The organism is Actinoplanes octamycinicus, assembly GCF_014205225.1.
In the GTDB taxonomy this organism is placed as follows: domain Bacteria; phylum Actinomycetota; class Actinomycetes; order Mycobacteriales; family Micromonosporaceae; genus Actinoplanes; species Actinoplanes octamycinicus.
The window spans coordinates 5,691,810-5,704,496 of sequence record NZ_JACHNB010000001.1; the positions used below are offsets into that span (position 1 = coordinate 5,691,810).

Consider the following 12,687-nt stretch of genomic DNA (forward strand, 5'->3'; position numbering starts at 1 on the left):
CGGGGGGTGGCGGCGGCCGGGTTCGTGTCCGGCGCGGTTCTTTTCGGGACCGCGATGCCGGCGTCCGCCAACACCAACTTCAACGCGAAATGTGAGTCCTCGGAGGCCTGCGTCTTCGATTGGGACTACTTCGAAGGTCCGCGCTGGGACTACGAGGGCACCGACACCAACTTCTCCAACAACTACTACCCGGACACCTCGCAGTACGGCGAGGGTCCGCCGCTGAACGACTCCGCCGCGGGCCTGCACAACCAGGGTGTCTCCTGCACCGCCGTGTTCGGCCAGAACGCCGGTGGCGCCTCGGCCAGCGGCTGGAAGGTCAGGCACCTGCCGGGCAAGGGCGCCGGCCTCCCGGCCGAACGGGAAGACCGGGTCTCCTCGCTCTACTGGGAGTGCTGAGCCAGCACCGGACGTCCGGGCAGGGGTGGCGCCCGTCGCCCCTGCCCGGCACCTCGACGACGCACGGACCAGTGGACAGGGTGAGACCGACCGCATGAAACGACTTGTCACGACCGCACTGACGGTCGGCTTCCTGGCGACCGCAGGCTGCTCCGGCGGCGGCTCGCCGAGCCCGGCCGAGACCCGGCACCCCGGTGGCGCGCCACTGTCGCCGCCCGCCGTGACCGCCTCGCCCACCGTGTCCAGCCTGAACAGCGCCAGCCTGCCGCTGGACCGCTACCTCACCACGGTGGACGAGTTCATCGAGCTGAACTACGCCTCGAAGCTGATGACCAGCGAGTGCACGAAGCGTTTCGGCATCACCTGGAACCCCGGCGAGCGGCTCAAGCTGCTCGCCTCCCGGGACCGGACCAACGACCTGGGCCTGGTCGACGAGGCGCAGGCGGCGCGGCTCGGCTACCACATGGATCCGGCGCTCTACTCAAAACATGACAAGAAGTACAACCCCGACCCTACCCCGGCCCAGGAACTCATCCTCTTCGGCGACCGGGCCGGCAAGTCCGGCAACCGGGACATCCCGAAAGAGGGCTGCATGGGGGAGGGGTACCGCAAGGTCGGCTGGAACACCGACGACGACGTGTGGCTGCAGGACCTGGTCAACGACGCGAAAGCGCGCGCCTTCGCGGACCAGCGGGCGGTCGCCCTGATGGCCGGCTGGAGCACCTGCATGCGCGAGTCCGGCTACCGGTACGACACCGTGGACGACGCGAACAACGACCAGCGGTGGTGGAAGGACGAGAGCGCCCCAGCCACCGCGGCGGAGAAGAACACCGCGGTCGCCGACGTGCGCTGCAAGAAGAAGCTCAACTATCTCGGCACCATGACCTCGATCCTGGTCGCCTACCAGCAGCAGATCGTGGAGCGCGACCTGGAGCGGCTGGAGTCGGTGCGCGCCGGCACCCAGCAGGCGTTGAAGAACGCCGCGGCGGTGCTGGGTGGACGCTGACACCCCGCCGCCGGCGCCGCTGCGCGCCCGGCGCCGGTTCCTGCTCGGCCTGGTCACCGGCGCGGTGGTGATGGCGCTCGCCGGGCTGGGCGCGTCCACCTTCGTCAAGTCGCCGCAGCAGGCCGCCGCGGAGGCCGCCGCGCCGCCACCGAGCCTGATCACCGCGACGGTGGAACGCCGGATCCTGCGCGAGGACGTGGTGCTGCGCGGCACCGTGGAACCGGACCGGGCCCTCGAGGTCAAGCCGGTGCTCGGCAGCGGCCGCTCGGTGATCTCCCGCCGCGTGGTCAAGGCCGGCGAGCGGGTCGGCGCGGGCAGCGTGCTGGCCGAGATCTCCGGGCGGCCGGTCGTCGCGCTGACCGGGCGGGTCCCGCCGTACCGGGACGTGCACGCCGGGATGACCGGCTCGGACGTGAAGCAGCTGCAGGCGGCGCTGCGCGAGCTCGGATACGCGATCAGCGACCGGGCCGGGGTGTTCGGCGCCTCGACCGGGCGGGCGATCCGCCGGATGTACCAGGCCCGCGACTACGACCCGCCGCTGGAGGACGCGCCGGCGGCACCGGGCCCGGCCCCGTCGGCCAGCGCGAGCGCACCGGCCGTCACCCCCGCCAAGCAGGTCTACCTGCCGATGAGCGAGGTCTACTTCGTCAAGACGCTGCCGGCCCGGGTGGCCGCGGTCCAGGCCACCCTGGGCGCCGAGGTGACCGGACCGGTCCTCACCCTGTCGGTCGGTGACCTGGTGGTGCGAGGCACGCTGCCGCCCGCCGACCGGGAACTGGTCGAGCCCGGCATGCCGGTGGAGATCTTCGACGAGACCGGCGGCACGAAGGCGCCCGGCCGGGTGACCACGATCGGCGAGCTGCGCCAGGGCGAGGGCTCGGAGACCGGCCACCCGATCACGATCAGCGCCACCGGCACGCTGCCGGCCTCGTTCGCCGGCCAGGACGTACGGCTCACCGTCACGTCCGCCACCACGGGCGAGGACGTCCTGGTGGTGCCGGTGTCGGCGATCTTCTCGGCGGCCGACGGCGGCACCCGGGTGCTGCGGGTGCGCGGCGACCGGCGGGAGCCGGTGACCGTGCGCACCGGCGCGTCGGCCGGCGGATACGTCGAGGTCGACGGCGTCGGACTGGCCGAGGGCGACCAGGTCGTGGTCGGCGAGCGGACCGGTGGCACGGGCCTGGACGGCACCGGGTGACGCCGGTCGTCGAGTTCGCCGGTGTGACCCGGGCCTATCCCGGCCCGCCGCCGGTGCAGGCGTTGCGCGCCGCCGACCTGGTCGTCGGCGCCGGCGAGTACGTGGCGGTGACCGGCCCGTCCGGCTCCGGCAAGTCCACCTTCCTCAACGTGGTCGGGCTGCTCGACCGGCCGACCGCCGGCGTGTACCGCCTCGACGGCATCGACACCGCCACCCTGCCCGAGCGGGACCGGACCGCGCTGCGCGGCCGGCGCATCGGTTTCGTGTTCCAGTCGTTCCACCTGCTCCGGCACCGCTCGGTGGTGGAGAACGTGACGATGGCGATGGTCTACACCGGGGTGGCCAGGCCGGCCCGGGCCGGCCTGGCGCTGGAGACGCTGGAGCGGGTCGGGCTGACCCACCGCGCGCACGCTCGCGCCGGCCACCTCTCCGGCGGCGAGTCGCAGCGGGTGGCGATCGCCCGGGCCCTGGTGAACCGGCCGTCGCTGCTGCTCTGCGACGAGCCGACCGGCAACCTGGACAGCGCCAGCGCGGCCGCCGTGCTCGCCCTGATCGAGGAGCTGAACGACGGCGGCCTGACCGTGCTGATGGTCACCCACGATCAGCAGGTGGCTGGCCGGGCGCACCGCTCGGTCCTGATCAAGGACGGGATCCTGCGGTGAGGCGGACGCCATCGGTGGTCCCGGCCACCCGGCTCCGGCTGGCCGACGTGGTGGACGAGGCGGTCGCCGGCATGCTGGCCCGGCCCGGGCGGGCCGCGCTGACCGTGCTGGGCACCCTGCTCGGCGTCGCCGCATTCGTCACCGTGCTCGGCCTGACCAGCACCGTCGAGGGGCAGATCAGCAGCCGGTTCACCGCGCTGGTGGCCACCGAGGTGGTCGTGCAGGACGGCGCCGAACAGGCCGCGGCCGGCGCCGAGCAGGCATTCCCGGCCGACGCCGAGCAGCGGCTGGCCGCGCTGAACGGGGTGCGCGACGCCGGGGTCTTCTGGGAGGTGCCGGACGTGGGCCGGGTCGCCGCCCGCCGCGCGTCCGCGGAGGACCCCGGCGAGCAGCTCCGGGTGCTGGCCGCCTCCCCGGGATACCTGCGGGCGATCCACGCGCACCTCGCCGCCGGGCGGCTCTTCGACGCCTGGCACGACCGCACCGGCGAGCGGGTCGTGGTGCTCGGCTCCGGCGCCGCCGGCCGGCTCGGCGTCACCTGGGTGGACGACCAGCCGGCAGTCTTCATCGGCGGGGCGCCGTTCGCCGTCATCGGGATCGTCGACGATGTGGACCGCAAGGCCGACACCCTGCTGAGCGTGGTGCTGCCGGCCGGCACGGCACGGGCGGTCTGGGGCGACCCGCCGGTCGGCGGCAGCATGTCCGTCCAGGCGATGATCGACACCGAGATCGGCGCGGCCCAGCAGGTCGGGGCGGAGGCGCCGCTGGCACTGCGGCCGCAGGACCCGGCCCGGTTCAAGGTGGTCACCCCGCCCGACCCGCGCCAGCTGCGCGAGGGGGTGAACACCGACCTGGGCACGCTGTTCCTGGCCCTGGCCGCGGTCTGCCTGGTGATCGGCGCGGTCGGGATCGCGAACACCACCCTGGTCGCGGTCCTGGAACGGGTCGGCGAGATCGGCCTGCGCCGCTCGCTGGGCGCCCGCCGGCGACACGTGGCCGTCCACTTCCTCGCCGAGTCCGGCACCCTCGGCCTGGTCGGTGGCCTGATCGGCACCAGCCTGGGTGTCGCCGCCGTGGTCGCGGTCGCGCTGTGGCGGGACTGGACGCCGATCCTGCACTCAGCCACGGTGCTGCCCGCCCCGCTGGTCGGCGCCGCCACCGGCTTGCTGGCCGGCCTCTACCCGGCGTGGCGCGCGTCCCGGATCGAGCCCGCCGACGCCCTGCGCCGCTGACCCGCGGACCTGGGCTGGTTGTCAGGGGTGCCTCAAGGCCCTTGAGGCACCCCTGACAACCAGCCCGTGCCGGGAGGCGCGCGGCGGTCCGCAGCCGGGATCGCCTCGCGTCCGGGGTGCCACGACTGCTCCGGGCTGCTCCACGCGGTCTTCCGCCGCCACGGCGTGCGGATCCCGCGCGACGCCCGGGACATGGCCGGCGTCAGCGCCGGTCTGTCCGCCGCCGAGGCCCGGCCCGGTGACCTGGTGCCACTCACCAGGCCGGACACCGGCGTGCTCTACCACGTGGCGCTTGCCCTGGACCTGCCCCGGGCGCTCCACGTCTCCGAGCCGGACCGGGCCTGCGCCGACACCCGGCTCAGCGAGGCCCGGGAGGTCAGTTGATGTGGAACGGGTCGCCGTAGACCTTGAAGTCGAGCGGGGTGTTCAGGTCGAAATTGCCGTTGTTCAGGAAAACGCGCTGGGCGGTGTCCACCCGTGAGGTGTCCGAATGCGCCTCCTCCTTCTTCATCTCGGCCACCCGCTCGTTCAGGAAAGTGTTCAGCCAGGTACGTTCGTCGCCGCCCTGGGCCGGCGGTTTCGCCTTGCGCAGGGCCCGGCTGCGAATGGCGCGCATCCCTTCGTAACCGTGCATCACCGCCGCGTCGTAATAGGCGAACTGGCCGAGCGCCCGTACCCCGTCCGCCTTTCCGTCGCGCACCGACGGGGTGAAGTAGACCCGGTCCCGTTCGGCCTCCTGAGCAGCCCGGAAGACCGGATCGGCGGCCGCCGTCCGCCAGTCCCGGGTGAAGTTCGGGTCGAGCCCGGAATGCGAATCCGTGCCGTTCACCCGGCGCAGCGCGGGCAGATACCGGGCGAGCACATTCGACGGTTTGGTGGCGGTGTACGCCTCGACGAGGTCGAGCATGTCGCCGGTGCCGGAACAGAAACCGATGATGCCCGCGGTATATCCGCGGCCGTCGTCGATGTCCTCGATGTAGGCGAACTGCGCGCGCCAGTTCAGCGACGAGTTCTCGGCGGCCGAGACGATCTGCATGGCGACGTCTTTCTTCACCGGGTCGTCCAGGTTCTTCGGGGCGGTTCCGGCGCTGGCCGGCAGCAGCCCGACGGCCACGGCCAGGCCGGAGATGAGCAGGCCGATCGTGGCATAGGTGAGGGTTCTGGCGCGTTTCATGGCGCTCTCCATCCGTGGGGGGACGACGGGATGGGGAGCGACGCTACGACTGTTAACTTGATTTATCAATAGGGGTCGATCGGTAAGATCGCACCCCGGAGCGCCCTTGACACGGGTCGATGCGCGAGACCAGGATGAGCGAACTGTTAGTCAGTTTGCCTATCAATCAAGGGAGCGCCCGATGACCCGTCTGGCCGGCTCGTCCAAGCTGCTGCGCGCCATGAACGAGAGCGCGGCGCTCGGGCACCTGCTCGACCCGGGCCTGCTCACCCGCTCCGACCTGCGCAAACTCACCGCACTCTCGATGCCGACGATCTCCGAGGTGCTGCGCCGGCTGACCGACGCCGGCCTGGTCACCGTGGTCGGGCACAGCAGCGGCAAGCCGGGGCCGAACGCGGAGATCTACGCCGCCAACCCGGACGCCGCCTACGCCGTCGCGGTCTCGGTGCGCGACGTCGGCACCAGCGGCACCCCGTCGATCGCCGCCGCCCTCTGCGACCTGACCGGCGCGGTCCGTGCCCGCTTCGAGTCCCGGGTCGACTTCCTCACCGCCGACCCGGTCAGCACGCTGACCGAGGTGGTCGCGCGGTTGCGGGAGCAGGCCGCGGTCCCCGCCGACCGGATCCGCCACGTGCACCTCAGCGTGCCCGGCGCCTACGACCCGCGGACCGAGACCATCCGGCTCGTCGACGTGCCCGGGTTCGCCCGCCCCGGCCTGGTCCCGGAGATCGCCGCCGCGCTCGGCACCGACGTCAGCGTCGACAACGACGTGAACCTGGCCGCGGTCGCCGAGCGCCGGCGCGGCGCGGCCCACGACGCGGAGAACTTCGCCCTGCTCTGGCTCGGCCAGGACGGCCTCGGTCTGGCCATCGACATCAACGGCACCCTGCTGCGCGGCACCCGCGGCGCGGCCGGTGAGATCGGCTACCTGCCGCTGCACTCGCCCAACCGCAAGCTCGACCTGCAGGACCTGTTCGGCGGCGGCGCGATCCTGGAGCTGGCCCACGAGCACGGGATCACCGGCGAGAACCCGGCCGCGATCGTCGCCACCGCGGCGGCCGAGTCGCCGGAGTTCATCGCCGCCTTCGCCGACCGGGTCGTGGTCGGCCTGGCCGCCGTGGTCGCCGTGCTCGACCCGTCCCTCGTGGTGCTCGCCGGCCCGACCGCCCAGGCCGGCGGTGCCCCGCTGCTCACCGCCGTGAACGAGGCGTTCCGCCGGGCCGCCCCGCTGGAGTGCCCGGTCGCGGCCACCACCCTCGACGACGACGCGACCCTGCTCGGCGCGCTCGACGCCGGTCTCGCCGCGGTCCGCGAGGCCCTGATCACCGCCATCCGCGAAAGCTGACTGTTCTGTGAGGCGCACCGTGAACAAAAGGACCCTTCTTGCCCTGACCTCCACCGTTCTGCTGGCCGCCGCCTGCACCCCGGCGCCGAAGGAGAACAAGATCGCCGACCCGGGCACGCAGGTCTCCGGGACCGTCGAGCTGTGGCACTTCTTCACCGAGCGGGAGGCGGACGCCATCCAGCAGGTGATCACCGACTTCCAGAACAGCCACCCGAACATCAAGGTGACCGTCAAACCCGGCCAGGACGACTCCAAGGTCACCCAGGCGATCGGCGCCGGGAACGGGCCGGACGTCGGGCTCTCCTACTCCACCGACATCGTCGGCAAGTTCTGCTCCTCCGGGGCGTGGGTCGACCTGAAGCCGTACATCGAGCGGGACAAGGTGGACCTCGCTGAGCTCAACGCGACGACCCGGTCGTACACCGAATTCGACGGCAAACGGTGTGCCATGCCGTTCCTCGCCGACGCGTACGGGATGTACTACAACAAGGACCTGTTCGCCAAGGCCGGGCTCGCCGGGCCGCCGAAGACACTCGACGAGCTCACCGCGTACGCGAAGAAATTGACCGTCAAAAATGCCGATGGGTCCCTCAAGACCGTCGGGTTCCTGCCGCTCTACGACTTCTACGAGAACGCGGCCGCGCATCTCGCGCCGGCCACCGGCGCCAAGTGGCTGACCGAGGACGGCAAGAGCGCGGTCGGCAGCGACCCGAATTGGAAGGCCCTGATCAGCTGGCAGAAGGACCTGGTCGACTGGTACGGCTACGACAATCTGACGAAGTTCAAGGCCAGCCTCGGCGACGAGTTCAGCGCCGACAACGCGTTCCAGAAGGGCCAGGTGGCGATCAACATCGACGCCGAGTACCGCCTGGCCTTCCTCAAAGATCAAAGTCCGAATCTGCGGTACGGCGTAGCGCCGCTCCCGACCACCGACCCGGCCCGTTACGGGGGCGGCTACGTCACCGGCAACATCGTCGGCATCTCCAAGAACGCCAAGAACCCGGAGGCGGCCTGGGAGCTGATCAAGTACCTCACCACGAACGACACGGCGGTGATCAAGCTGGCCGGCCTGCTCAAGAACGTGCCGACCACGACGAGGGCGATCGCCGACCCGTCGTTGAACGCCGACCCGGACTTCAAGGCGTTCATCGACATCTTCAACAACCCGAACTCGCAGACCTCCCCGCCGTCCGCCTCCGGCCCGGCCTACCAGGAGACCTTCGGGCAGTTCCTGACCAGCTACCAGTCCGGCAAGGTGACCGACCTCGATCAGGGTCTGGCCACCGCCGACCAGCAGATCAACAGCGTCATGTCGCTGGGCGGCTGACCGGTGGACGCGGTCCGCCTGCGCCGGGGCCTGGTCACCTTCTCCTTCCTCGCCCCCGCACTGCTCGGCATCGGCATCTTCTTCCTCTATCCGCTGCTCTCCGCGATCTATTTCTCCTTCACCAAGTTCGATCTGCTCTCCGTGCCGCAATGGGTCGGGCTGGACAATTACCGGCACATGGCGGACGACCCGTTCCTGCTCCAGGCGGTGCGCAACACGCTGTGGATGGTGGTGGTCTTCGTCCCGGTCCGGATCCTCGGCGCGATCGGGCTCGCCATGCTCCTGGTGCGATTCAAAAGAGGAGCAGGCGTCTTCCGTACGATCTACTACCTGCCCGCCCTGGTTCCGCCGGTGGCCGCCACCATCGCGTTCGTCTACCTGCTCAAGCCGGGCACCGGCCCGGTCAACCATCTCCTCGAGATGATCGGCGTCGACGGCCCGCTCTGGTTCAACTCGCCGGCCTGGGCCAAGCCGTCGCTGGTCCTGCTCGGCCTGTGGGCGATCGGCGACCTGATGATCATCTTCCTGGCGGCGGTGCTCGGCGTCCCGGAGAGCCTCTACGAGGCCGCGTCGCTGGACGGCGCGAACGCCTGGCACCGATTCCGGTCGATCACGCTGCCGTCGATCCGGCCGGTGATCCTGTTCGCGGCGGTCACCGGCGTGATCTACACGCTGCAGTACTTCGACCAGGCGGCGGTGGCCGGCTCGATCGCCAGCGGGCAGGCCACCGTCGGCGCCGGCATCTCGCAGTCCTTCGGCTACCCGGAGGGCTCCACCTTCACCTATCCGCTCTGGCTCTACACCATCGGCTTCCGCTACAGCGCGCTCGGCTACGCCAACGCCCTGGCCATCGCCCTGTTCGTGGTCGCCCTGGCGGTCACCGTGATCCTGCTGCGCCGCGCCAAGGCGTTCTCCGGGGAGGAATCGTGACTCTCGCGCTGGACCGCCCGCTGACGGCGGCCGTGGAACGCCGGCGCATCCGGCTCGCCTGGATCGCCCGGCACAGCATCGCGATCGCCCTCGCGGTCATGTTCGTCACCCCGGTCGTCTACCTGGTGCTGCTCTCGCTGATGACCAGCGATCAGGCGCTGACCAGCGACTACTGGCCGAACACCTGGCACCCGGAGAACTACCTCAAGGTCTTCGAGGCCACCCCGCTGCCGCACTACCTGCTCAACACGGTGCTCTACGCCGGCACCGCCACCGCGCTCACCCTGCTGTCCAGCGTCCCGGCCGCGTACGCCCTGGCCAAGCTCAAGTTCCGCGGCCGCAACGCGCTGTTCCTCGTGGTGATCTGCGTGATGATGCTCCCGCCGCAGGTGGTCACCGTCCCGCTCTACCTGATGTGGGCCCGCTACGGCCTGACCGGCTCGCTCGCCCCGCTGATCATCCCGGCCCTGTTCGGTGACGCGTTCTGCATCTTCCTGCTGCGTCAGTTCCTGCTCACCATCCCGAGCGAATACCTCGACGCGGCCCGGGTGGACGGCTGCGGCGAGTGGCGCACCCTGCTGCGCGTGGTGCTGCCGATGGCCCGTCCCGGCATCGCGGCGGCCGGCCTCTTCCAGTTCTTCTACTGCTGGAACGACTACTACGGGCCGCTGCTCTACACCAGCGAGAACGAGAGCTCCTGGACCCTGTCGCTGGGCCTGGCGTCGTTCCGCACCGTCCACCACGTCGACTGGAACCTGGTCACCGCGGCCACCGTGCTGGCCATGGCGCCACTGATCATCATCTTCTTCTTCGCCCAGCGCGCGTTCGTGCAGGGCATCACGCTGACAGGATTCAAGGGTTGAAAATCGCGGTCATCGGTGGTGGATCCACCTACACCCCGGAGCTGGTCGACGGGTTCGCCCGGCTCGGCACCACGGTCTCCGAGCTGGTCCTGATCGACCCGGCCGCCGAGCGCCTCGACGTGGTCGGCGCGTTCGCGGCCCGGATCTTCGCCCACTACGGGCATCCCGGCAAGGTGACCTGGACGTCCGACCTGGACGCCGGGGTCACCGACGCCGACGCGGCGGTCATCCAGCTGCGGGTGGGCGGGCAGCGGGCGCGGATCAGCGACGAGACGTTCCCGCTGGACTGCGGCTGCGTCGGGCAGGAGACGACCGGGGCGGGCGGGCTGGCCAAGGCGCTGCGGACGGTGCCGGTGATGCTGGACGTCGCGGCGCGGATCCGGGACCGGGCGAAGCCGGGGGCGTGGATCGTCGACTTCACCAATCCGGTGGGGATCGTGACCCGTGCCCTGCTGGACGCCGGGCACCAGGCGGTCGGGCTGTGCAACGTGGCGATCGGGTTCCAGCGCCGGTTCGCCGGTCACCTCGGTGTCGATCCCGGGGCGGTGGTTCTGGACCACGTCGGTCTCAACCATCTGACGTGGGAGAGGGCCGCCTATGTCGACGGCGTGGACCGGCTCCCGGACCTGCTCGGCGCACACCTGTCCGAAATCTCGGATATGGTGGACGTGCCGGCGGAGATCATCACGATGCTCGGGGCGGTGCCGTCGTACTACCTCTCCTACTTCTACAAGCACGACGAGCACGTACGGGAAAGCCTCGGGCAGCGGACCCGCGGGCAGCGGGTCGCCGAGATCGAAGCGATCCTCCTCGACATGTACCGGGACGTCACGCTGACCACCAAGCCGGCGCTGCTCGGCGAACGCGGCGGTGCCTACTACTCGGAGGCGGCGGTCGGGCTGCTCGGATCGCTGTTCGGGCTCGACGACACGGCGGTCCACTCGGTCAACGTGCGCAACGACGGCACGCTGCCCTTCCTGCCCGACTCGGCGGTCATCGAGGTGTCGGCCCGGGCGGGCCTGCGCGGCCCGGATCCGCTGCCGGTCGCGGCGGTCCCGCCCGATCTGGCCGGTCTCATCTCCCATGTGTACGGGTACGAGGAACTCGCGCTCGACGCCGCCCTGCGCGGTGGCCGGGACCGGGTCTACCGGGCGTTGCTGGCGCACCCGCTGATCGGGCAGCACTCGCGGGCCGACGCGCTCGCCGACCGGTTGATCGCGGCCGGGCGTGAGCATCTCGCGTGGGCCCGATGAGCACGGTCGACGAGGGGGGTCTCCCGGCCGTCGATGGCTTGTCCCCGGTGCTCGGCTCTCCGGCGGTCGGCGGCTCTGCGGCGGTCAACGGTCTGTCCTCGGCGGTCGATGGCCCTCCGGTGGCCAACGGTCTGTCCTCGGCGGTCGATGGTCCTGCGGCGGTTGGCGACGTGTCTCCAGCAGCCGGCGACCTGTCCTTGGCGGCCGACGGCTTCGCTCGGCCCTCTTCCCGGGCGGCCGCTGCTGGCTCCTTGTCCCGGGCGGTCGGCTCTCTGTTCCTGGCCGTCGACGGGGGGAACTCGAAGACCGACGTGCTGCTCGGGGACACGTCCGGCCGGGTGCTCGCCGTCGTCCGCGGCGGCACCTCCTCCCCGCACAACATCGGGCTGCCCGGCACGATCGAGGTGCTCGGCAAGCTGATCGCCGCGGCGTACGCGCAGGCCGGGCTGCCCGCGGACCTCCCGGTCGACGCGATCGCGGTCTACCTGGCCGGCGCCGACCTGCCGATCGAGGTAACCCGGCTGCGGGAGGCGATCGCCGCGCAAGGCTGGGCCCGGCACACCCAGGTCGACAACGACTGCTTCGCCCTGCTGCGGGCCGGCACCTCGATGCCGGACGCGGTCACCGTGGTCTGCGGCGCCGGCAACAACTGCGTCGGCCGGGCCGCGGACGGCCGGACCGCCCGGTTCGTCGCTCTCGGCCCGATCTCCGGTGACTGGGGCGGCGGCCACGACCTGGCGGACTACACGCTGCGCGCGGCCGCCCGCGGCGAGGACGGCCGGGGCCGGCCCACCGCGCTGTCCGCCGCGGTAGCCGCCCACTTCGGCCTGCCGACGGTCGAGGCGGTGAGCATCGCCCTGCACCTGGGCGACCTGCCGATGACCCGCATCCCGGAACTCACCCCGCTGCTCTTCGAGGTAGCCGCGACCGGCGACGACGTGGCGTCCACCCTGATCACCCGCCAGGCCCGCGAGATCCTGGCCCAGCACCGTGTCGCCGCCACCCGCCTCGACCTGCTCGCCCGCCCGCACGCCCTGGTCCTGGGCGGCGGCGTCCTCCAGGCCCGCCATCCCCAACTCCACGACCAGGTGCTGGCGGGCGCCCAAGCCCAGGCCCCGCTCGTCGAGGTCACGGTCCTGTCCACCCCGCCGGTAGCCGGCGCGGCCTTGCTGGCGCTGGATGCCTTAGGCGCGCTGCCACCCGCCGAACACGCCCTCCGCCAAGCCGTCACGCGGCACCAGCCCCGGCCGGCCAACTCCACCGCCGGGTAGTCATCAGCAACCGGTGGTCGTCAGCAA

At 71.4% G+C, this 12,687-nt stretch carries 13 protein-coding genes; 12 read left to right on the forward strand and 1 reads right to left on the reverse strand.

Going from position 1 to position 12,687, the window contains the following annotated elements; translation table 11 throughout:
• The first annotated feature begins 6 nt into the window (after nucleotides 1–6).
• From BJY16_RS24930 to BJY16_RS24955, 6 genes are all read left to right on the forward strand, one after another.
• Nucleotides 7–399: a hypothetical protein gene (locus tag BJY16_RS24930; RefSeq protein ID WP_185041993.1), complete on the forward strand. Its 393-nt coding sequence runs from the start codon at nucleotides 7–9 to the stop codon at nucleotides 397–399.
• 94 nt (nucleotides 400–493) lie between these two features.
• Entirely contained in the window at nucleotides 494–1,405 is a 912-nt protein-coding gene (locus tag BJY16_RS24935; RefSeq protein WP_185041994.1) for a hypothetical protein, read from the forward strand.
• Complete coding sequence (locus BJY16_RS24940; protein WP_185041995.1) at nucleotides 1,395–2,603, forward strand: peptidoglycan-binding protein; 1,209 nt, start codon at nucleotides 1,395–1,397, stop codon at nucleotides 2,601–2,603. Before BJY16_RS24935 ends, BJY16_RS24940 begins: the two co-directional genes overlap by 11 nt.
• The gene (locus tag BJY16_RS24945) at nucleotides 2,600–3,265 is read left to right on the forward strand and encodes an ABC transporter ATP-binding protein (RefSeq protein WP_203758920.1); all 666 of its coding nucleotides are present in this window, start codon (nucleotides 2,600–2,602) and stop codon (nucleotides 3,263–3,265) included. Before BJY16_RS24940 ends, BJY16_RS24945 begins: the two co-directional genes overlap by 4 nt.
• A complete protein-coding gene (locus BJY16_RS24950) occupies nucleotides 3,262–4,497 on the forward strand; it encodes an ABC transporter permease (protein WP_203758922.1) in 1,236 nt (411 codons plus the stop codon). Before BJY16_RS24945 ends, BJY16_RS24950 begins: the two co-directional genes overlap by 4 nt.
• A 66-nt stretch (nucleotides 4,498–4,563) precedes the next feature.
• Nucleotides 4,564–4,881 carry a C40 family peptidase gene (locus BJY16_RS24955; protein WP_185041996.1) on the forward strand — a complete coding sequence of 106 codons (318 nt, stop codon included), beginning with the start codon at nucleotides 4,564–4,566 and terminating at the stop codon, nucleotides 4,879–4,881.
• On the opposite strand, the gene BJY16_RS24960 is transcribed toward BJY16_RS24955, so the two are convergent.
• Entirely contained in the window at nucleotides 4,874–5,671 is a 798-nt protein-coding gene (locus BJY16_RS24960; protein WP_239177003.1) for a chitosanase, read from the reverse strand. The two genes, BJY16_RS24955 and BJY16_RS24960, sit on opposite strands and share 8 nt — an antisense overlap.
• Before the next feature lie 181 nt (nucleotides 5,672–5,852).
• Here BJY16_RS24960 and BJY16_RS24965 point away from each other — a divergent pair, with 181 nt between their 5' ends.
• The 6 genes from BJY16_RS24965 to BJY16_RS24990 all read left to right on the forward strand — a co-directional run bounded on the left by BJY16_RS24965 (nucleotide 5,853) and on the right by BJY16_RS24990 (nucleotide 12,660).
• Complete coding sequence (locus BJY16_RS24965; RefSeq protein WP_185041998.1) at nucleotides 5,853–7,016, forward strand: ROK family transcriptional regulator; 1,164 nt, start codon at nucleotides 5,853–5,855, stop codon at nucleotides 7,014–7,016.
• Between the two features lie 19 nt (nucleotides 7,017–7,035).
• Entirely contained in the window at nucleotides 7,036–8,343 is a 1,308-nt protein-coding gene (locus tag BJY16_RS24970) for an ABC transporter substrate-binding protein (RefSeq protein ID WP_185041999.1), read from the forward strand.
• A gap of 3 nt (nucleotides 8,344–8,346) precedes the next feature.
• Nucleotides 8,347–9,273 (forward strand): carbohydrate ABC transporter permease, encoded by a 927-nt coding sequence (locus tag BJY16_RS24975; RefSeq protein ID WP_185042000.1) that lies wholly within the window; start codon nucleotides 8,347–8,349, stop codon nucleotides 9,271–9,273.
• Nucleotides 9,270–10,136 carry a carbohydrate ABC transporter permease gene (locus tag BJY16_RS24980; protein WP_185042001.1) on the forward strand — a complete coding sequence of 289 codons (867 nt, stop codon included), beginning with the start codon at nucleotides 9,270–9,272 and terminating at the stop codon, nucleotides 10,134–10,136. The genes BJY16_RS24975 and BJY16_RS24980 overlap by 4 nt, the downstream gene beginning before the upstream one ends.
• Nucleotides 10,133–11,389: a family 4 glycosyl hydrolase gene (locus tag BJY16_RS24985; RefSeq protein WP_185042002.1), complete on the forward strand. Its 1,257-nt coding sequence runs from the start codon at nucleotides 10,133–10,135 to the stop codon at nucleotides 11,387–11,389. Before BJY16_RS24980 ends, BJY16_RS24985 begins: the two co-directional genes overlap by 4 nt.
• A gap of 170 nt (nucleotides 11,390–11,559) precedes the next feature.
• On the forward strand, nucleotides 11,560–12,660 hold the full coding sequence (locus BJY16_RS24990; protein ID WP_239177005.1) for an N-acetylglucosamine kinase: 1,101 nt from the start codon (nucleotides 11,560–11,562) through the stop codon (nucleotides 12,658–12,660).
• The last annotated feature ends 27 nt before the right edge of the window (nucleotides 12,661–12,687 follow it).

What these genes read in the sequence shown, in the direction of transcription:
- BJY16_RS24935 (WP_185041994.1), top strand. Translation starts at nt 494, where the DNA reads ATGAAACGACTTGTCACGACCGCACTGACGGTCGGCTTCCTGGCGACC.
- BJY16_RS24960 (WP_239177003.1), bottom strand. Translation starts at nt 5,671, where the DNA reads ATGAAACGCGCCAGAACCCTCACCTATGCCACGATCGGCCTGCTCATC.
- BJY16_RS24965 (WP_185041998.1), top strand. Translation starts at nt 5,853, where the DNA reads ATGACCCGTCTGGCCGGCTCGTCCAAGCTGCTGCGCGCCATGAACGAG.